Raw genomic sequence first — 19605 nt, forward strand, 5'->3', positions numbered from 1 at the left:
GAAGAACGCTCGCGCGGGTTCGCAGTATTGCCGTCTTCCGCATTGCCGTCTTCCGCGGGTCAGGGCTCGACCGGCCCGCAGCTGTCGCGCAGCACCAGTTCCGTCGGCAGCTCGAAGCGCAGGCTCTCGATCCGCTCGCCGCCGGCCAGCCGCAGCAGCGTGCGCGCGGCCAGCGCGCCCATCTCGCTCAGCGGCTGGCGCACCGTGGTCAGCGGGGGAGCGGACCAGCGCACCTCGGGCAGGTCGTCGAACCCGATGATGCTCAGGTCGTCGGGCACACGCAGCCCGCGCTGGCGCACCGCCTCGTAGCCGCCCAGCGCCATCTGGTCGCTGGAGGCGAAGATCGCCGTCGGCGGCTGCTTGAGCGAGAGCAGTTCGGCGGTGCCCTTGAACCCGGACTCGTGGTAGAAGTCGCCCTGCACGATCAGCTCCGGGTCCACCGGCAGGTCCGCGTCCTCGAGCGCGGCGCGGTAGCCGTCCAAGCGGGTGCGGCTGCACACCAGGGTGCGCGGGCCGGCGATGAAGCCGATCCGGCGGTGGCCCAGCGAGATCAGGTGCTCGGTCGCGGCCACCGCGCCGGCCCAGTTCGCCGCGCCGATCGTCGGCACCTGATGGCCCGGCACCCCGGCCGGGTCGATCACCACCATCGGCACGTTCAGCCGGCGCAGCTCGGCGTAAAGCGGCGACTGCACGTCCGAGGTGACCAAGACGACCCCGTCGGTGTTGCGCGCCTGCACGTTGCGCAGCCACTGCCGTGAGGCGGCCGGCCGGCGATGGATCGCGCTTACCACCGTGCCGACGCAGGCCGCGTGCCCCTCGTCCTCGACCCCGCGGATGATCTCCACGGCCCACGGGCTGTCCAGGTCGTTGAACACCAGGTCGATCAGCCCGGCCGGGTCCTGCGCGCGGTTGACCCGGCGGCGGTAGCCGTGCCGCCGCAGCAGTTCCTCGACCCGCTCCCGGGTCTCCGGCGCGACATCCGAGCGGCCGTTGAGCACCCGGGAGACCGTGGGCACCGACACCCCTGCCTCGCGGGCGATGTTGGTCATGGTGATCCGGGGCTCGTCCTGGGCAGTCACCACGGCTCCTCGCCTTCCACATGCCGACGCGGCGCTCCGTGCCCGGCGCGCGCTGTTCCAAGTTGCGCAGTGCTCCGAGTTGCGCAGTGCTCCGAATGCCCAGGGGCGGACACACCACGTCCCGATGCCTGACGTGCCGCCCGAGTCGTTTCAACCGCCGCCCGGGCTTCCCCGCTCAGTTTCCGGAGCGCGCCGACGTGCTTTACGGCCTGCGCATGGCTCTTTCCGGCCAGGCTAGCACCCTGCGTGGCCTCGCGTCTTCGAAACAATACGGTTAAACGGACAGGAAAATCAGCGCGGTGATTTCCGAAACATTCCGGATAGCGCTTTCCATCGCTCCCGGCCCCGGTCCGCGGCCGGGGCGCCCGCCGCGGCGCTGCTGCATTATGCGTGGGTCACGGTTGCTGCACGTGGCGCGCCGGGTACGCTGATCCCCATGAGCAAGGCGACCGGTGCGGCAAGGTTGCGGGGCGCGGGCCGAAAGCTCGGTAGCCTGCTGATATTCATCGTCATCAGCGCGCTCGGCGGGGTCATGCTCGCCGGCTTGAGCCTGCCCGTGATCGGCGGCTTCGGGGTGGCGGCCAAGGCGGCCTCCGACCACTTCGAGGATCTGCCCACCGACTTCGAGACCCCGGTGCTGCCGCAGCGTTCGAAGATCCTCGCCGACGACGGCAGCCTGATCGCCTACACCTGGAGCGACGACCTCGGCGGCGACCGGGTCGTGGTGCCGATGTCCCGGATCAGCGCGAGTATGCCCCAGGCGCTCGTCGCGATCGAGGACGTGCGCTACTACCAGCACGGCGGTGTGGACATCAAGGGAACCGTGCGAGCGCTCGTGCACAACTCGCAGGGCGGCAACCTGCAGGGCGGCTCGACGATCGCGCAGCAGTACGTCAAGAACGTGCTGCTGCTGGAGGCGGGATCCGACAAGGTCAAGCAGCAGGCCGCGATCGCCGACACCTTCACCCGGAAGGTCACCGAGCTCAAGTACGCCGTGGCCGTGGAGAAGTCGCTGACCAAGCAGCAGATCCTGGAGCGTTATCTCAACCTGGTGTATTTCGGCAACGGTGCCTACGGCGTCGAGGCCGCCGCGGAACGCTACTTCTCCACCACCGCGGCGAAGCTGACGGTTCCGCAGGCGGCGCTGCTGGCGGCGCTGGTCAACAGCCCGAGCGCGTTCGACCCGCTGCAGCACCCGGCCGAGGCGCTGGCCCGGCGCAACATAGTCATCCAGGACATGGCCAGCCCGGTACTCAAGTACCTGACGCAGGCGCAGGTGGCCGGGTACCAGCGGGTGCCGCTCGGCCTGAACCCGACCCCGCCGCGGCACGGCTGTATCTCGGCGCGCGCCTCCTCGGCCTTCTTCTGCAACTACGTGTACGAGACCTTCATCAACGACCCGGATTACGGGCCGACCAAGGCCGACCGGGTCAAGCTCTGGGACATGGGCGGCTTGACCATCCGCACCACCATGAGCGTGAAGGACGAGAACGCCGCGGACTCGGCGATCTCCGGTTACACCCGCGCCACCGACAAGGTGGCCTCGGCGCTGGCGATGATCGAGCCGGGTACCGGCCAGATCAAGGCGATGGCGCAGTCCAAGCCGATGGGCAGCAATCTCGGCGAGACCTATCTGAACCTGGCCGGGGACCCCGCGCACGAAGGCAGCGGGGGCTACCAGGCCGGCTCCTCCTTCAAGATCTTCGTCGGGCTCGCCGCGCTGGAGGACGGACATGACCCGAGCCAGGTGATGAGCGTTCCCAGCCCGATGGACGACGCCGGCACGCGGATCGCGGCGTGCCCCGGCAACGGCCAGCACTCGGTGCTGTGGACCCCGGACTACCATCCTGGCAACGACGACGGAAACCCGTTCACCGGCCCGCTGGACCAGGCGTTCTGGTTCTCCGTCAACACCTACTTCCTCACCCTTGAGGAGCAGACCGGCCTGTGCCATCCGGCGCAGATCGCCGCGTCCATGGGCGTCACCCAGGACAACGACAGCGGCGACGGGCGCCCGCTGGACCAGTTCCCCTCCTTCACCCTCGGCACGAACCTGATCACCCCGGTGGAGATGGCGGGCGCCTACGCGACGGTCGCCGCGCATGGTGTCTACTGCAAGCCGTACGTCATCACCGCGGTCACCGACGCTGCCGGGCGCAAGGACGCGGCTCAGCATCCGCGCTGCCGCGCCGTGCTCGACCCCAACATCGCCAACGAGTTGACGGCGCTGCTCACCGGCGTGCTGACGCAGCCCGGCGCGACGGCGAGCGGCCTTGGCATCGGTCGTCCGGCCGCGGGCAAGACCGGCACCACGACCAGTTCGATCGCGACGTGGTTCGACGGCTACACCCCGCAGTTGGCCGCCGCGGTGTGGACCGGGTTCATCCGCCCGGACACGCTCAAGGGCGACTACATGGGCAACATGTCGGTCGGCGGCAAGTACTACTACGGGCAGATCTTCGGCGCCACGATCTCCGCGCCGATCTGGCATGACGCGATGCGCCGCGCCCTGGCGGGCCTGCCGGCGCAGAGCTTCACCGCGCCGCACGGATACCCGCCCGAGCCGCAGTAGGCGCTGCGGCGCGGTACCGCCTGGGTGCCGCTAAGCGGAAGATTCCGGCTCCGGCTATGTCGCCGTGCGATGCTTGTGAGGGGTCTGATGCACCCCGGCCCGGCGCAGGGACTCGCGCAACCCGTGGGAGGGCCACCACGGCCGCGTGCGGCCGGGCTCCCGCTCGAGCGCCTCGTCCTCCACGGCGCGGTCGGTGTAGGCGGCGTGCCTGCGCGAGGCCGGCGGCTGCGCCGGGAGGGGTTGTGACGCGCGGGGAGCTTCGCTCTTCGACGGCTGATTCGCGGCTGCGCCGTCCGTGCCGTCCGTGCCGTCCGTGCCGTCCGTGCCGTCCGTGCCGTCCGTGCCGGAGCCCGTGGCCACGATCTCGGCTCCGCCGCGCTCCGGGCGGTCCGGGCGGCTCGCGGTGCGCCCCGCGGCGTGGTCGAGCAGTTCGCGCACCGCCTGCGAGGGCGAGCGCAGCCGGAAGTCCACGTGCGCAGCGAGCGCCGCCTGCCGCACCTCGGCCACGGCGCGCAGGCCCGCGGGGGTCACGGCGGTGACACCGGACAGGTCGACGGTGATCTGCCGCGGTCTGCGCCGCAGGATGTGCCGCAGCGGCGTGGTCAGCGCGGCCGCCGAGTCGGCGGTCAGTTCGCCGGATGCCGCGATCACGGGCTCGTGCCGTTCGCCGCGGACGTCGAAGCGCAGCGCGGGGGTCTGCCGGACCGGCCCGGGGTGCCACGTCGCCGCGTCGATGACCGCCCTGTCCCTGTCCCTGTCCCCGTCCCCGGCCGTGCCTCTGTCAGTGTCCCTGTCAGTGTCCCTGTCAGTGTCCCTGTCAGTGTTCCCGTCCCCGGCCGTGTCGCTGTCGGCGCGGCGCAGGTTCCGGCCGATCAGGCTGGCCGCGGGACCGGCCCAGCCGGCGAAGACCGCGGCGAAGATCGGAGTCTCGCCGGCGCCGTCCGGCTCGATGGCGTGGTCCGCGGCCTTCTCGGGCGCCCGCCGGTCCGTTTGCGCCGCGTCCCCGGCTGCTTCGCCTCGCGGGTCCGCGGTCCGCTCCTCGTTTTTCGCGGCGTCACGTTCTTCGGCGCCCCGCTTCTCGGCGCGCAGGTCCTGAGCGTGGGGTTTCTCGGCCTCGGTGTCCGCCGTGGCAGCCATCGATATGTCAGACTCCGCCGGCTCGGCCGCCCTCGGCCCACCCGTTGCATCAACGTCCGCTGTATCAACCTCAGCTATATCTGTGCCCGTATCAGTGTCTGCTGTCTCAGTGTCCGTCGTACTAACGTCCATCGATTCAGCGTCCGCTGTCTCAGTGTCCGTGCCCTCGGTGGTGCGGGTTGGCCCGTCCATGTGCCCTCCTGTTGACAGCGTCGAATCGGTGACGACAGCGCGTTTCCACGCGGCCGACGCGGGTCCGACACGGCATCACGTGCTGATGGGCCGTCACGCTCCGGCTGCTCCGGCACCACGATCACCTTCAGAGCGCTGCGTGCGCGCGAGGCCGGAAGCAAGTGCTCCAGCCATCGAAGCGGCGACGCGTATACCCCGACTCGCCAACGCCACACATGACGCGCGGTAAATCGTTGAGCCACAGTTTCGCGACCGGGCTCACCCGCGACCAGGATGCCGTACCGCCGGACCCACGCTGCGAACCTCGATCTTCCGCGCCGGCTCGTTCTCCTCCGGATCTGACCCGCGCCGGGATCAGCGCCCGAGCCGGGCGCGCCCCCCATTGCGTCACGTTCTCGTGCGTTGCCCGGCTTCGCCCGACCCGGTGCGTCCGAGCGCGGGCAAGCTGCGGCGAGGATCCCTGGCCATCCAAAGATAATATATGTAGAGTTTCACTATGCCCCGACGCCCTGACACCTCGCCACAGACCCTCCTGCTGTTCCGCGCACTGCTGGCGGACCCGTCGCAGTGGCGGTACGGCTACGACCTGAGCCGTGAGACCGCGCTCGCCTCCGGCACCCTCTATCCGATCCTGATACGGCTCGCCGACCGGGAGTTCCTGGAGACCCGCTGGGAGCCGCCCGAGCAGCCGGGCCGACCGCCCCGCCACGTCTACCGGCTGACCGACGCCGGTGCCGACCACGCACGCGAGCGTCTCGCCGCGGCAGCGAAACCGTCGGCATCGTCAAAGAAGGCTGCGACGGCACCGACCCCCCGGCTGCTGGGCGGTGCGCGGTGACGACACGGACCGTGGCACGGCGTGTGCTGACCCTGGTGGTGCGTGGCCGAGGCGCGCAGGGCGGTGTCTGGGGTGAAGCGGTCCTTCGGGAGTTCGACGAGACCGTCACCACGTGGCAGGCGCTGCGATGGGCGGCCGGCGGCATCCGGGTCGCGATGCGGGAGCGCCGCCGCCGCGCGGCCGACGCACGTCGCGCGGGCGCACGCTGGCGCCGGGTGTCGCGGCGGATCGTCATCGGCTCGGCGACCGCGGCCGCCGTCCTCGCCGTGCTGAACCAGTTCGTCGTCACCATCGCCTACGAGCCGTCCGCAGGCATGCAGCCGACACTGCGCGCGGGCAGCCGCATCATCGTCGACCGCATCAGCCTGCACTTCGGCGGGCTGAGCCGTGGCGACCTGGTTCAGATCTCGCTGCCGACGCCCGCCGGGCGCATCTCCGCCTTCAAGCGCGTCGTAGGACTACCCGGAGATCAGATCTCGTGCCGCGACGGCTTCCTCATCCGCAATGGCGTGCGGGTCGATGAGCCCTACCTTCCCGCGGGATCGACGATCGACTGCCGCGCGTTGACCGTGCCGGCGCACGAGGTCTACGTCCTCGGCGACAACCGGGCGGCGTCGGCCGACTCGCGGATCTGGGGCCCGGTGGCCGAGCGGGACATCACCGGCCGGGTCCTGGTCTTCTCGTGAGCAGAGCTGGCGCAGTGGGTCTGGTCCGTCCGGGCCGCAGCGCAAAGATCCAGCTGATGACGAGGCGACATCGGGGTGCATCGGGGCTGATCGATTGGAAGATCGCTTCGGGGTGGTGCATTCGGCGTCACGGTGACGGCAAGCCGTAACGGCGTTTCCGGTGCTTCCGATCGAGTGGGCGCGGAAGACTGCTCCAGGTGTCCCGTCTCACGCGGTCTTGACGGTGGTCCGCGAGCACGGCGCCGCGAGAAGTCTCATTGCATGGCGAGTCAGCACCCCGCACAGCTCGACGCACATCCGCTTCTGCCTATGAGCGGACACCCGAGCTCGGGCCGGCGCGGAAAGCCGCAGCTTGCAGGTTGGATCGAACCAGGGTAGTTTCGATACGCAACGGTAGCGTAGCGGAAGTGGGTGCGGGGTGGGTGCTTCGCAGTCCAGCGGCATGACTCAGCCCTCGGTGATGGGACGGCCGCGGGATTCCAGCCGTGATCCGGCCATTCTTGACGCGACACTGTCACTGCTGACCGAGGTGGGATACGAGCAGCTCTCGGTGGAGGCGGTGGCCGGGCGGTCCGGGGCAGCGAAGACGACGATCTACCGCCGGTACCGCGACAAGGCGGCGCTGGTCGCCGCGGCGGTCGAGCGCCGCGCGCCCGCGAAGCCCCCACAGCCTGCGGGAGAGAGTCTCCGGGAGGACGTGTATTCCCTTGCGGCATGGCTCGCGCGGAGCATCTCCGAACAGGACGTGGGTCTGCTCGGGGCCCTGTTCGCCGGCATGCGCAACGACGCGCGGCTCGCCGAGGCGATGCGGCGGATCCTGCGGCGGGACCAGACCGCGATGACGGACGGACTTGTCCGCCAAGCGGCCGAGCGACTGGCGCCCGGGGCGGCAACGTTCTTTGCCGAGGTCGCTCCCGCGATGATCGTGCAGCGCATCGTGGTCGTGGGCGAGCCGTGCGACGCCGCCTTCGTCGCGCATCTCGTCGACGACATCCTCTTGCCACTCCTGCGCCGTACCTGAGCGTCCTCTCGCGCGATCCGGCCGATTCGAATCACCCGCAAACCGGGAGACATAATGAAAGCAGTACGCTACGACCGTTTTTCGGGCATCGACGGGATCTACCTCGCGGACGTCCCCGAGCCCGTGGCCGGCCCGGGCGAGGTGGTGGTGCGGGTCGAGGCCGGTGCGCTCAACCCCGGTGCGCTACCAGCGCTGCACGGCAGTTCGTACACGCCGGGTCGCGATCTCGCCGGTGAAGTCGTCGCGGTCGGTGCCGACGTGCTCGGCTTCACCGTCGGCGATGCGGTGCTGGGCAGGCTCCAGAGCTGGGACGCCCACGCCCAGTTCGTCGCCATCCCCGCAGTCCAGCTCGTGAGCAAGCCTCAAGCCCTCTCCTGGGACGTGGCGGGCTCGCTCTACACCACACCGATGGCGGGCCTCGGTGCCATCCGGGCGGTTGAACCCCGCCCGGGCGAGACCATCGTGATCTCGGGCGCATCGGGCGGCGTCGGGTTCACCGCCGCCCAGCTCGCAGTCCGCGCCGGAGCGAGGGTGATCGGCCTGACCAGCGACGCACACTTCGACCTGCTCCGGCAACACGGCATCCAGCCAGTCCAATACGGCCACGGCGAACAGGAACGGATCCTCGCCACGACCGACCGAGCCGACGCCTTCATCGACACCGTCGGCGGCGGCTACATCGACCTCGCCATCAACCTCGGCGTTCCGACTGACCGCATCGACACCGTCGTCGACTACCGCGCAGCGAAAGAAAAGGGCGTCAAATCTCTCGGAACCACCGATGCCGGCGGCCCCCCAGCACTGGCCGAACTGGCCGCCCTCGCCGCCACCGGCGACCTGCACATCCCCATCGCCGCAACATACCCACTCACCGCCGTGCGCGACGCCTACCAGGCCTTGGCCGACCGCAAGACCCACGGGCGCATCGTGCTGCACCCCCAGGATCTCGCCTGAACCACCACCGTCCCACATCCGCTCACGCCGCGGACAGGAGCATCGCCACTGACGACGCGAACGATCGTTTCCGAACGCGCCAAGCACACCGGGAGGTTCAAGCTGCCGGTTACTTTGCCTCTCGCGGTAGCTTCGGGAGCACCAGGCCTTGAGTCGCTCTCTCGCTTCGTGTCGCCGGAAGCCGAAGGTGGTCTCAACTGGCTTCCGCGAACACAGCGACCCCTGTCGCACCCTTGCTGCGAAAGTCGTGGAGTAGACCGCTCTCGCCCCTGCACTGCGTCGATGGCTTCCCTCACGCGATCCACGGGCGAACGCCGCGGACGTGCGGCGGCGCTCGGTGATGCCGACCGTAGAGGCGCGACCTGAGACATGGCCCAGGACATGCAGGGGGCCTGGGCCACTGGCGGACCTTCTTCGCCCGGTTCGCGCGCCGGCCGCGGATCACCCGGCCCGCGCTGCTCGACCGGCTGACCGGCCGAGAGCACGAGGTGCTGCTCCTGGTCGCGCGGGCTGTTCAACACGCAGATCGCCGCGCGGCTGAGCCGGGCCGAGCAGACCGTCAAGAGCCATGTCGGTGCTCTGCTTCACAAGCTGGAGCTGCGCGACCGGGCGCAAGCGGTGGTGTTCGCCTACGAAAGCAGGCTGATCATCCCGGGCGCCGACCTGCGGGACGAGGCCGGATCGGCTGAAGGCGCCCGCGACGAGCCGCTTCTCGTCGCGGACGCCCTGCCATCGGGCTTCCTGCGGTCAGCCGGCCGCGCCGGCCGGAGTCGTGCTGACCGTGTAACCCTCGGTCTTGTTCGCCGCCAGCGCAAACTCGTTGGTGAAGGTTTCCGCCAGGTTCACCGTGGAGCTCGCCGAGCCGATCAGCTCCTCCATCGCCAGCACCGTCTTCGGACCGCCGGCGGGCATGACGCCGTCCGGCAGGAACTGGCCCTTGTCCTGTGTCAGGGCCGCGATGTAGTCGGCCTTCGTCACCAGGCTGTTCTGCACGTAGGACTGCGGCAGCTTGTCGGCGATGTCAGCGGCCGAATGCGTGCTTATCCAGTGCATGGTGTCCACGAGCGCGTCGACCACCTTCTGCGCCGTGTCCTTGTGCGAGTTGACCCAGTCGGCGCGGGCCAGCACGCCCGCGGCCGGCCAGGCGCCGCCGAGCGCCTGGGTGGCCCCGGCCGTGGTGGCCAGGTCGATCGCCGAGTACGCGATGCCCTTCTGCTCCATCGCGGTGACCGTCGGCTGGGTGGTCATCACGCACTGCGCCGACCCGCCCTGGATCGCGGCGATGGCCGTGGCGCCCGCGCCGACCGCCAGCCGGTGGATCTGCGCGGCCTTGATGCCCTTCTGCGCGGCCAGGAACTTGGTCAGCGAGTCAGTGCCCGAACCCAGGTCGGTCACGCCGAGGGTCTTGCCGGAGAAGTCCGCGGCCGAGTGCACGCCGCTGTTCTTGCCGCACATCTCCCGCTCGCCCGGCGCCCCGGACAGCTGCACGATGTCCACCACGCTCTTGCCCTTGACCTGGAAGTCGATGGTGTGGTTGTACCAGGCGCCGGCCATGTCCACCTGCCCGGAGGCCATCGCGTCCTCAGCGCCGACGCCGCCGTCGACCTCGCTGCTCAGCTGCATGTTGACGCCGTACTTCTGGTAGTAGCCGAGCTGCTGGGCCAGTTCGTAGGGCAGATAGATCTGCTTGTCGATGCCGCCGACCATCATCGTCACCGTCGGCGCGGGGCCGCCGGAAGCGCCGGAGCCGGAGCTCTGGCCCCCGTTGCCGCTGCTGCCGCAGGCGGTCGCCGTGCCGAGGGCGAGCACGCCCGCCAGTGACAGGGCGAGAGTCCGTTTGTGCATGATTCGCCGGTCCTTTCGTCGTTGAGGGATCGAGCCTTGTTGCGGTGTGGAAGGTGCGCGGTGTGGAGCGAGCGGTGTGGAGCGAGCGGTGTGGCGGTGTTGTGCGGTGTTGTGCGGGCCGCGGTCAGATCGCCGCGGCCTCGGCGGGGGAGGGCGGGCGCCAGGACAGCAGCCGCCGCTCCAGGAGGGTCAGCAGGAACTCGGCGACGAGCGTGATCACCGAGATCACGAGCATTCCGGCGAAGACGCCGTCCGGGTCGAGGCTGCCCTGCGCGGTCTTGATCACCAGGCCGACGCCGTGCTGCGCGCCGAGCACCTCGCCGACGAGGGCGCCGACGATGGCGAAGCCGAAGGCGGTGTGCAGGCTGGCGATGATCCAGGTCAGTGCGGAGGGCACGGTGACGTGCCGGATGACGTGCAGCGGCGAGGCTCCCAGCACCCTGACGTTGGCCAGGATGTTGCGGTCCACCTCGCGCACGCCCTGGAAGGCGTTGAAGAAGACCACGAAGAACACCAGCACCGCGGACAGCAGCACCTTCGGAGTGACACCGATGCCGAAGGCGACGATGAAGATGGAACCGAGCACGATGCGCGGGATCGCGTTCACGACCTTGATGTACGGGCCCAGGACGTCGGCGAGGAACCGGTTCTGCCCGAGCGAGACGCCCAGAACGATGCCCGCCGCCGCGCCGAGGCCGAAGCCGAAGACCGCCTCCTTGAGCGTGGTGGCGATGTCGGTCCAGAACGAGCCGAACTCGGTGCCGTTCTCGAACAGGTCGATGGTGCGCTTCCAGATGCCGGAAGGCTGACCGTAGAAGAACGGGTCGACGATCTTGAGGCTGGTGAACAGCTGCCAGCCGCCGATGACCACGACGGCGAAGCCGAAGCGCGCCACCCACAGCCAGATCAGGCGCCTGCGGCGGGCGCGCCGGCCGGCCTCGGCGACGGACCGGTTGGCCGCGGCGCCGGTATGCGGCGGGGTCGGAGCGACCTGGCCGGCCGCGGTGGGCGTGATGCTCATGCGTCGGCTCCTGCGGTGAGTGCGTAGGCGCGCTGCACCTCTTCGCGCAGCGACTCCCAGATCCGGTGCTGCGTTTCGAGGAAGTGGGGCTCGTAACGCAGGTCCTGCACCGCGCCGCGCGGCCGCGGCAGGTCCACCTCGTAGACCGCCTTGACCGTGCCGGGCCCCGAGGTCATGACCACCACCCGGTCCGCCAGCGCCACCGCCTCGTCCAGGTCGTGCGTGATGAAGAGCACTGATGGGCGCAGCTGCTCCCACAGGCCGAGCAGTTCGGTCTGCATGATCGCCTTGGTCTGCACGTCCAGCGCGCCGAAGGGCTCGTCCATCAGCAGGATCCGCGGCTCGTTGATCAGCGCCGCGGCCATCGCCACCCGCTTGCGCATGCCGCCGGAGAGCTGATGCGGGTGGTGGTCCTCGAACCCGGCCAGGCCCACCCGGCGCAGCCAGTCCCGGGCCAGCGTGCGGGCCTGCCTCTTGCCGACGCCGCGAAAGAGCGGGCCGAGTTCCACGTTGCCCGCCACGGTCTTCCACGGCAGCAGGGCGTCGGTCTGGAACATGAAACTGATGCCGCCGGTGATCCCGGACACCTCGCGCCCGCCGACCTTCACCGAACCCTCGCTCGGCCGGTCGAGTCCGGAGACCATGCTCAGCGTCGTGGACTTGCCGCAGCCGGTCGGGCCGACCACCGCGCAGAACCGGCCCGGCTCGACCGTGAACGTCACGTCCCGCAGCGCGGTGAAGACCTCGCCCTTCGGGGTCAGGAACCGTTTGCCCAGTCCCGTCACCTCGATACGGGACGCGGCCCGGTCGGCGTGGTCGGCCGGCGCTCTGCTCGCCGATTCGTTGCGTGAAGCCATCAGCCCGTTCCCCTTGTTTCACGACTGGGTGGATGGAGGCCGACGCTAAAGGCCGCGCCGGGTTACGTCGCTGTTTCGCGCACATCCCGCGTTAGCCGCATTAACCGGGGTTCTGCGCGTTCTGCTCACGCGGATCGGCCCCTCATCTGCGCTTACGTATAACAAGACCGTCACGTTTGGCCGTGCGGGTCCGCGGCCCTTGTCGCGCGGTGCGGTTCTCGTCACAATCGGGCAAATGCGGCGTTCACCGATGCGCAGGCTCTCCACCCAGATCCTCGCCAGCCAGATCGTGATCCTCGTGGCGGTGGTCGTGGTGGGTTTCTCCCTGTTCGCCTATCAGCAGCGCTCGCAGCTCGACGCGCAGTACGAGCAGCGGGCGGCGGACATCGCGGCCACCGTGGCCGGGATCCCCGAGGTCGGCGCCTGCTTGGAGACCGAGGGCGGCGCCTGCGGGGACGGCATCCAGCAGATCGCCAACCGGGTGATGAGCGAGACCGGGGCGTCGTACGTGGTGGTCATCGACATGAACCGGGTGCGCCACTCGCATCCGGACCGGGCGCTGATCGGGCAGCAGGTCTCCGAGCCGATCGTGACGGTCGACCGGGCGATCCACGTGCGCATCAACGACGGATCGACCGGCCGCTCGGCCAACGGCAGGGCGCCGCTGTACGGACCGGACGGCGTGATGGTCGGCGAGGTGTCCGCGGGAATCAAGGAGAGCTCGGTGACCGCCGAGCTCAGCCGCGAGCTGCCGGTCGAGGCGCTGTGGGTCGCCGCCGCGCTGGCCGCGGCCGCGTTGGCCTCCTGGCTGCTCGCGGTGCGCCTGAAGCGGCGCACGTTCGGGCTGGAACTCGACGAGATCACCACCCTGCTGCAGGAGCGCGAGGCCACGCTGCACGGCATCCGCGAGGGGGTGATCGCCTTCGACCCGGCCGGGCGCGTCGCCATGATCAACGACGAGGCGCGCCGGTTGCTCAGCCTGGGCGCCGCGGGCCTCGGCGGCCGACTGGAGGACCTGGTCGCCGAAGGTCGCCTGCGCGACGTGCTCTCCGGCGAGATCGCCGGCCAGGACCAGGTGGTGCTCACCGACGACTACCTGTTGACGGTCAACCGCATGCCGGTCACGCTGGCCGGCCGCCCGCACGGCGCGGTGGTGACGCTGCGGGACCGCACCGAGCTCTCGGGCCTGCTGCGCGAGCTCGACAGCGTCAGGGGCCTGACGGACGCGCTGCGGGCGCAGCAGCACGAGTTCTCCAACCGCATGCACACGGTCGCGGGGCTGCTGGAACTCGGCGAAGCCGACGAGGCGCTGCGCTACCTGACGGATCTGGAGGGGGCGCAGGCGGAGTTCGCCGAATCGGTGCGCTCCCGGATCGCCTCCCCGCTCATCGTCGGCCTGATCCTGGGCAAGGCCGCGGTCGCGGGCGAGCGCGGCGTGATCCTCGACGTCAGCGACGACACGCTGCTCGGGGACGCGCCGGAGAAGGCGCAGGCGCTGACCACGATCCTGGGCAACCTGATCGACAACGCCTTCGAAGCGCTCTGCGACCCTGGCGGCGACCCGGATCCGCGCCGCACTCCGGGCGACGTCGGCCGGGTCGAGGTGAGCGTGTTCGAGGACGAGGACGCGATCGTGGTGCGGGTCGCGGACGACGGCCCCGGTATCGCGCCCGGCGCGGCGGGCTCGGTCTTCGTGGACGGATACACCACGAAGCCGCGGGTGGGTTCCCGGCATCGCGGCCTGGGCCTGGCGCTGGTGCACCGGCTGGTGCAGCGGCTCGGCGGTCAGATCGACGTCAGCGAGGGGCCTGGCGCCGTCTTCACCGTCCGGCTGCCCAAGGGCTCGCGCCGCTACGCGTCCCGGGACCTGGTCAAGGCGGCCGCCGGGTGAACGCGGCGCCGGACGTTCCCCCGCTCATCAGAACCTTGATCGTCGACGACGACTACCGCGTGGCGAAGATCCACGCCGCGTACGTCGCCAGGACGCAGGGTTTTGAAACGGTCGGCGTCGCGCACTCGGCCGCCGAGGCGCTGGCCGCCGTGGACGCGCTGGCTCCCGACCTGGTGCTCATGGACGTCTACCTGCCGGACGGCGACGGGCTCGGTGTCGTGCGCAAGCTGATGGAGCGCGCCGAGCACCCGGACTGCGTGGTGATCACGGCGGCGCGCGACGTCGACACCGTACGCACCGCGATGCGGCTCGGCGCGGTGCACTATCTCGTCAAACCGTTCGGATTCAATACCCTGAGCGACAAGCTCACCGCATACCGCAGTATGCGGCTGCGCATGGAGACGCTCAAGGAGCAGGCCGACCAGTCCGACGTGGACGCCCTGTTCGGCCTGTTGCGGGGGCCCGCGGCGCTGCCGCCGGTGCCGATGAAGGGGCATTCCGCGCCGACGCTGGAGTCGATCCGCGACGCGGTGCGCGGCGCCCCGGGTCCGGTATCGGCCGCCGAGGTGGCCGAGCAGGTCGGGGTCAGCCGCGCTACCGCGCAGCGGTATCTCAGCTACCTGGCTCAGCGCGGAATCGTGCGCCTCCAGTTGCGCTACGGCGCCACCGGCCGCCCCGAGCACCGGTACACCTCGTCCGGCGCTCAGCCGTGACGCGCGCGCCGGCTTCGAGATAATCAGGGCTGCGACGTCGAACGGCACCGCCGCCTGCGACGGGCTCGATGATCTGCTGGCGCTGGTGGGTGCCGCGGTGGGGAGCGCGCGCCGCTGAGCGGCTGCCGGCGCCTAGGCGGTGTTGGGGAATGTATCAAGGCAACGATTCGACCGCCGCTTTGTCGGAATCGTCATGGCGAATCCGGTCAGCGACGAGCATGGGCGCGCGGCCGGAGCGTCCTCGCGCGTTCATGATTCAACACAGCGGTCGTCTGTGGACGTTTCGGCCGTGCGTCCAGGCGAAGTCGATCACCGGATTCGCCCCTTGAGGCATTCCCCAACACCGCCTAGCCGCCCGGCGCTGTCCCCCCGGCCGGATCGCGGCGGCCGCCGCGATCCGGTGCCCCGGTCCTGGTGGGGCGTTACCTCAGTTGTTCGCGCACACCGTGCCGTTGATGTAGAACGCGGCCGGCGCGGTGGCCAGTCCGGTGTCGGTGCCGTTGAAGCCGAGGCTGACGGTGCCGCCGTTGGCCGCGATCGTACTGTTCCACGACGCGGCGGTGACGGTGACGTTCTGGCCGGACTGCGTCCACGTGCCGTTCCAGCCGGACTGCACCGCCTCACCCGCGGCCGGCCAGGTGAACGTCAGCGTCCAGTTGTTGATCGCGCTGCTTCCCTTGTCGGTCAGGGTGATACTCGCGCCGAAACCGCCCGGCCAGGAGCTGCTGACCGCGTAATGCACGGCGCAGGTGCTGTTGGACGGCGGCGGCACGGTGAAGGTGACCGGCGCCGAGGGCAGCGACGGATTGCCGTGCGAGTCGACCGCCACGACGTTGTACGTGTAGCTCGCCCCGATCGTCAGGCCACTGAGGTTGAACGTACTGCCGGTCGGGCTGCCGACCAGCGTGCTGCTACCGCCGCTGCCGAGCTGGTAGACCTGGTAGTTCGCGACCGGGTAGGTGCCCGCGGCGGACGCGGTCCAGCTGAGCGTCGCGGCGCCGGAGGTGGTGCTCGACGTGCTGGAGGTCAGGTTCGAGACGGTCGGCTGGCCCGGGGCGCCCGGCGCGGTGGTGCCGGTGCCGCCGCTGCCGGGGATCTGGACGACCGTCAGCGAGTACGGAGCCACGGTCACCGACGAGGCAGAGCTCTGCGTCGTGCTGGCGATCGAGGTGCCACCGTTGGCGTAGGTGTAGACGGTCGGGCTGCCGGAAGCGGTGAAGCCGTTGAGCGCGAGAGAGGCCGTGTACGAGTTCGACGGGTCCTCGTTCTCGATCAGCACGTCCAGGCTGCCGCCGGCGCGGCGCACCGCGTGCACCTTGACCAGCGAGTTGCCCGAGCTGGTGTTGACCATGGTGTCGCCGGGAGCGCCGAGCTTGGAGAGCATCTCGATCGCGTAGTAGGGCGCGAACGGCGTGTCGACCGCGGGTTCGGTGACGCCGCTGTTGTTCGCGCCGCTGGAGAAGATGCCGTAGTCGCCGTAGTCCTGCACGCCGTCCACGACGGCCGGGGTGTTCGTGCCCGGACCGTTGTGCTGGTCCCACCAGTCGACGTTGACCACGCCGTTCTCGAGCCAGGACATGTACATATCCGCGCCGAACAGCGCCGCGGGCTGGGTGTCGGTGTCAAGGGTCGAGTTCGTCTCGGTGACCAGGATCGGCACGTTCGCCGGGTTGACGCCCGCGTACTGCTGGATCTGCGAGTGCAGCGTCGAGACGATGCCGGAGATGTCGGTAGGGTCGGTCAGCATCCCGGTCGCGTTCGACCCGCCGGGGTAGTAGTGCACGATGACGCAGTCCGTCTTCGAACCGAGGGCCGTGAGCACCGTCTGGTTCCACGGCTTCGGACTGGTGGTCGGGTTGGTGACGCCGTCCGGCCAGAAGCCCGGGGTGGTCAGGATGGCGCACACGTGGATGCCGGGGCTCACGGCCTTCATCGCCGAGATGTAGCTCAGCACGTTGGTCGCGTACACGCTCGGGCCGCAGTTGTAGGTCTGGTTCGGCTCGCTGCCGATGGTCACCGGGCCGCCGGTGGCCGAGGTGGTGCAGTGCGCGTCGGCCTCCCAGTTCGCGTTGTAGGTGCCGTTGCCGTAGACCTCGTTGCCGACCTCCCAGTACTTGATGCCGTAGTTGTTGGTCACGTTCGCGTTCTGCACCCACGCGGCGGCCAGCGAGGGGGTGCCGGTGCCGTAGTTCACCGTGATGATCGGGCTGGCCCCGGCCGCCTGCGCGGTGCCCATGAAGTTGCTGAACGCGGTGTTCGGCGCGTCGTAGCCGCCCTGGGCCACGTTGGTCTGCCAGTTGTAGATGTCAGAGTACGAACCGCCCGGGTACCGTAGTGCATTGATACCGGCGGCCTTGATCAGGCCCGGCGCCGCCGAGTCGTTCATGTCGCCGTCGTAGACGGCGGTGTTCAGGCCGATCGCGTTCGCGGGGATCGAGCCCAGCCCGGCCGTGGCGTTGACGGTGACCGCGACGGCCGTGCCGGCCTGGGCCGGGCCGGCCGCTGCCGCGCAGAGCGCGCCGGCGCCGAGTATCGCTGCGCCGATCCACGACATGCCGCGCGCCTTCGCCGTCGACCTCGACGTCCGCTTTCTGGATCTGCTCATGCCAGGCCCTGCCTCCTCGCAAACCGGTGGGTGTCGCGGCCTCCGCGGGAGGCACGCTGGCACTCGGCGTACGGGCAATCGCGCGCCTTGTCCAGCGGCTGGAAAAGGGCTGATCGTGGCGATCGTGCGACAGCCATCGAACGGTGTCGAACAGGCAGTTCGGGGCGCTGGCGGATAACGATGAGTATCAATCAACTGTCATGGTGCTCGTGAAAGAAAGTTTCGGGCCGACCGGGGAGCGCTCTCCAGTGGCGCGTGCCGGCCCGCTGCGAACGGCTCCGCGCGAGCGCTCAAAGCGGCATCATCGGCGCGAATCAGCCCTTGACGAGGACCCCGGGGCGCGCAAGACCACTCCCGAGTTGGAGAGCGCTCTCCAGTCCGCTCCGACTGGAACGGCCTGGCCGACGCCATCGTGGTGACATACCGGGGCGGCGAGCAGATGTGCCCGGCCGCGGCCGGCCTGCTGTTCGGCGACTACGCGCCGACCGGCAAGCTGCCCCGGCAACTGCCGGCCGGCCTGGACCAGATCCTCACGCCCGGCGGCACCGACATCCCGGCCGACGCCGTGGAGAACTGGGACCTGCCCTGCGATCTTGGCGCGACCGACGCCGAGCGCTCCGATATCCGGACACGCATCGGCGCCGGCCAGAGCTTGCCGACCACGTACGGAAACCCGCTCTACCCTTGTGGCGCCGGTCTTCAAAGCTGGTGACGGCGAGCCGCGAGCGCCGGTGAACCGGCTACCGGGTCAGTCGAAGATGCCCTGACCCGGCGTCAGGATCCCGGCCGGGTCGTACCGATGCTTGGCCAGGCAGAAGAACTGCCACTGATCGCCGTACTGGATGCGCCAGTCGGCGCTGGTCATCGGTATCGACCCGACCGGGTACTGCGTCGCGCCGATCGCCTGAGCCTCCAGGTACAGCGCGCGGTTCGCGTCGAGCATGGTCGCGGCCGGCAGGGCTCCCGCGTCCGGCGCGGCCGTGCGCAGGACCGCGAACAGGAACGTCAGTTCACTGTCGGGGGTGCGCAGCAGCGGCGTGTGCAGCCGCGCGGTCGGGATCGGGTAGAGCAGCACCAGGCCGCTGGCCCCGATGTCCGCGACCGTGAGCTTGTCCATGACCGAGGCGACGTACGCGTCCGCGGCGCCGTCGGGCAGGAAGAGGTCCAACCACGGATGCGGGTCGTACCACTCGCCGGTGGACTTGAGATAAGCGACGCCCGGCGCCAGGTCGTTCACGAAGTCGCTGTAGGCGAAGTCCTCGATCTGCGCGGTGCCCTCGTAGCCGAGGTCCCCGATGAGCGCCTGGTCGTCCGGCGCCGTGCCGTCGTAGTAGGCGGTACCTTCGAGCTCGTACTGCCATCCGCCGCCGCTGACCGCGGTGACCGCGCCCTCCAGCCAGCCGAAGCGCCCGTCGCCCACCGCCTTGCGCTGCGCCGCGGTCAGCGCGGCCGCGGACGGATAGGTGAGGGTGTACCGGCGCGCGGACGCGGGCGCGGCGACCAGCGGCAGCGTAGCGCGGGTGATGACGCCGACCTGTCCGAGCCCTGAGAGCGCCGCGTGGAACAGGTCAGCCTGCTGCGACGCGGAGCAGAGGACCGTCTGCCCGGTCCCGGTGACCACTTCGAGCTCGACGACGTTGTCCACCTGAGCGCCGTGCTGCTGCGAGGCGCCGCCGATGCCGCCTGCCGAGAGCGTGCCGCCGATCGACACCTCGATGTAGTCGGTGAACACCGGCGGGGTCAGCCCGTGCGCGAGCGCGGCCGTGAGCACCGCGCTCCACACCGCGCCCGCCCCGACCGTGGCCGTGCGCGCGACCGGATCCACCGTGACGGAGTCGAGCGGGCTCATGTCGATCACCAGCCCGCCGGACACCTGCGCCTGGCCGAAGGTCTGGTGGCCCTGGCCGCGCGGCGCCACCGGGATGCGCCGCGCACCGCAGAACTCGATCATCGTCGCGATGTCCCGCACCGATCCGGGCTCGAGCACCGCGCCCGGCGCCTCGTGCACGATGTGCCCGAAGTCGTCCTCGAACGGCGCCAGCCGGCCGGGATCCAGCAGCAGCGTGCCGTCCAGCGGCGGCACCTGGTCGAAGGCCGCGCCCTTCGACCCGGTCGGGACCTGCGCCGCCCACGCGCGCGCCGCGCCGTCGAACCCGATCACGAGCGCCCCCGCTCCCACCGCACCGCCCCCGAC

The 19605-nt window shown here is 70.1% G+C and carries 14 protein-coding genes and 2 pseudogenes; 9 read left to right on the top strand and 7 right to left on the bottom strand.

Annotation, left to right across the window (positions count from 1 at the left end):
- Positions 1 to 59: 59 nt before the first annotated feature.
- Positions 60 to 1049 carry a LacI family DNA-binding transcriptional regulator gene (locus tag KGA66_RS08275; protein WP_246507225.1) on the bottom strand — a complete coding sequence of 330 codons (990 nt, stop codon included), beginning with the start codon at positions 1047 to 1049 and terminating at the stop codon, positions 60 to 62.
- A 466-nt stretch (positions 1050 to 1515) separates the two neighbouring features.
- On the opposite strand from KGA66_RS08275, the gene KGA66_RS08280 reads away from it, so the two are divergent.
- On the top strand, positions 1516 to 3651 hold the full coding sequence (locus KGA66_RS08280) for a transglycosylase domain-containing protein (RefSeq protein ID WP_211466350.1): 2136 nt from the start codon (positions 1516 to 1518) through the stop codon (positions 3649 to 3651).
- 54 nt (positions 3652 to 3705) lie between these two features.
- Here the strand turns inward: KGA66_RS08280 and KGA66_RS08285 are convergent, their stop codons facing one another.
- The gene (locus KGA66_RS08285; RefSeq protein ID WP_211466352.1) at positions 3706 to 4788 is read right to left on the bottom strand and encodes an STAS domain-containing protein; all 1083 of its coding nucleotides are present in this window, start codon (positions 4786 to 4788) and stop codon (positions 3706 to 3708) included.
- A 688-nt stretch (positions 4789 to 5476) separates the two neighbouring features.
- On the opposite strand from KGA66_RS08285, the gene KGA66_RS08290 reads away from it, so the two are divergent.
- The 5 genes and pseudogenes from KGA66_RS08290 to KGA66_RS32445 all read left to right on the top strand — a co-directional run.
- Positions 5477 to 5818, top strand: a complete 342-nt coding sequence (locus tag KGA66_RS08290) for a PadR family transcriptional regulator (protein ID WP_211466354.1) — start codon at positions 5477 to 5479, stop codon at positions 5816 to 5818.
- An 11-nt stretch (positions 5819 to 5829) separates the two neighbouring features.
- On the top strand, positions 5830 to 6504 hold the full coding sequence (gene lepB, locus KGA66_RS08295; RefSeq protein ID WP_211466356.1) for a signal peptidase I: 675 nt from the start codon (positions 5830 to 5832) through the stop codon (positions 6502 to 6504).
- 460 nt (positions 6505 to 6964) lie between these two features.
- A complete protein-coding gene (locus KGA66_RS08300; RefSeq protein WP_246507210.1) occupies positions 6965 to 7525 on the top strand; it encodes a TetR/AcrR family transcriptional regulator in 561 nt (186 codons plus the stop codon).
- Between the two features lie 54 nt (positions 7526 to 7579).
- Entirely contained in the window at positions 7580 to 8479 is a 900-nt protein-coding gene (locus KGA66_RS08305) for an NADP-dependent oxidoreductase (protein ID WP_369015833.1), read from the top strand.
- Positions 8480 to 8904: 425 nt separating this feature from the next.
- Positions 8905 to 9136: pseudogene (locus KGA66_RS32445) on the top strand (response regulator transcription factor); the annotation flags it as partial.
- Between the two features lie 90 nt (positions 9137 to 9226).
- Here KGA66_RS32445 and KGA66_RS08315 read toward each other — a convergent pair.
- From KGA66_RS08315 to KGA66_RS08325, 3 genes are all read right to left on the bottom strand, one after another.
- Positions 9227 to 10324, bottom strand: coding sequence for an ABC transporter substrate-binding protein (locus KGA66_RS08315; RefSeq protein WP_211466362.1), 1098 nt, complete (start codon positions 10322 to 10324; stop codon positions 9227 to 9229).
- A gap of 124 nt (positions 10325 to 10448) precedes the next feature.
- Positions 10449 to 11345, bottom strand: coding sequence for an ABC transporter permease (locus KGA66_RS08320; protein WP_211466364.1), 897 nt, complete (start codon positions 11343 to 11345; stop codon positions 10449 to 10451).
- On the bottom strand, positions 11342 to 12202 hold the full coding sequence (locus KGA66_RS08325; protein ID WP_211466366.1) for an ABC transporter ATP-binding protein: 861 nt from the start codon (positions 12200 to 12202) through the stop codon (positions 11342 to 11344). The genes KGA66_RS08320 and KGA66_RS08325 overlap by 4 nt, the downstream gene beginning before the upstream one ends.
- 235 nt (positions 12203 to 12437) lie before the next feature.
- Between KGA66_RS08325 and KGA66_RS08330 the strand changes: the two genes are divergently transcribed.
- Positions 12438 to 14093, top strand: a complete 1656-nt coding sequence (locus KGA66_RS08330) for a sensor histidine kinase (protein ID WP_211466368.1) — start codon at positions 12438 to 12440, stop codon at positions 14091 to 14093.
- Complete coding sequence (locus tag KGA66_RS08335; protein ID WP_211466370.1) at positions 14090 to 14806, top strand: response regulator; 717 nt, start codon at positions 14090 to 14092, stop codon at positions 14804 to 14806. Before KGA66_RS08330 ends, KGA66_RS08335 begins: the two co-directional genes overlap by 4 nt.
- 427 nt (positions 14807 to 15233) lie before the next feature.
- Here the strand turns inward: KGA66_RS08335 and KGA66_RS08340 are convergent, their stop codons facing one another.
- On the bottom strand, positions 15234 to 17411 hold the full coding sequence (locus KGA66_RS08340; protein ID WP_211466372.1) for a cellulose binding domain-containing protein: 2178 nt from the start codon (positions 17409 to 17411) through the stop codon (positions 15234 to 15236).
- Between the two features lie 382 nt (positions 17412 to 17793).
- On the opposite strand from KGA66_RS08340, the pseudogene KGA66_RS08345 reads away from it, so the two are divergent.
- Positions 17794 to 18123, top strand: a pseudogene (locus KGA66_RS08345) (glycoside hydrolase family 3 C-terminal domain-containing protein); the annotation flags it as partial.
- A gap of 36 nt (positions 18124 to 18159) precedes the next feature.
- Here KGA66_RS08345 and KGA66_RS08350 read toward each other — a convergent pair.
- A complete protein-coding gene (locus KGA66_RS08350; RefSeq protein ID WP_369015834.1) occupies positions 18160 to 19590 on the bottom strand; it encodes an FAD-binding protein in 1431 nt (476 codons plus the stop codon).
- Positions 19591 to 19605: the final 15 nt, after the last annotated feature.

Source organism: Actinocrinis puniceicyclus (assembly GCF_018283645.1).
Lineage (GTDB): Bacteria > Actinomycetota > Actinomycetes > Streptomycetales > Catenulisporaceae > Actinocrinis > Actinocrinis puniceicyclus.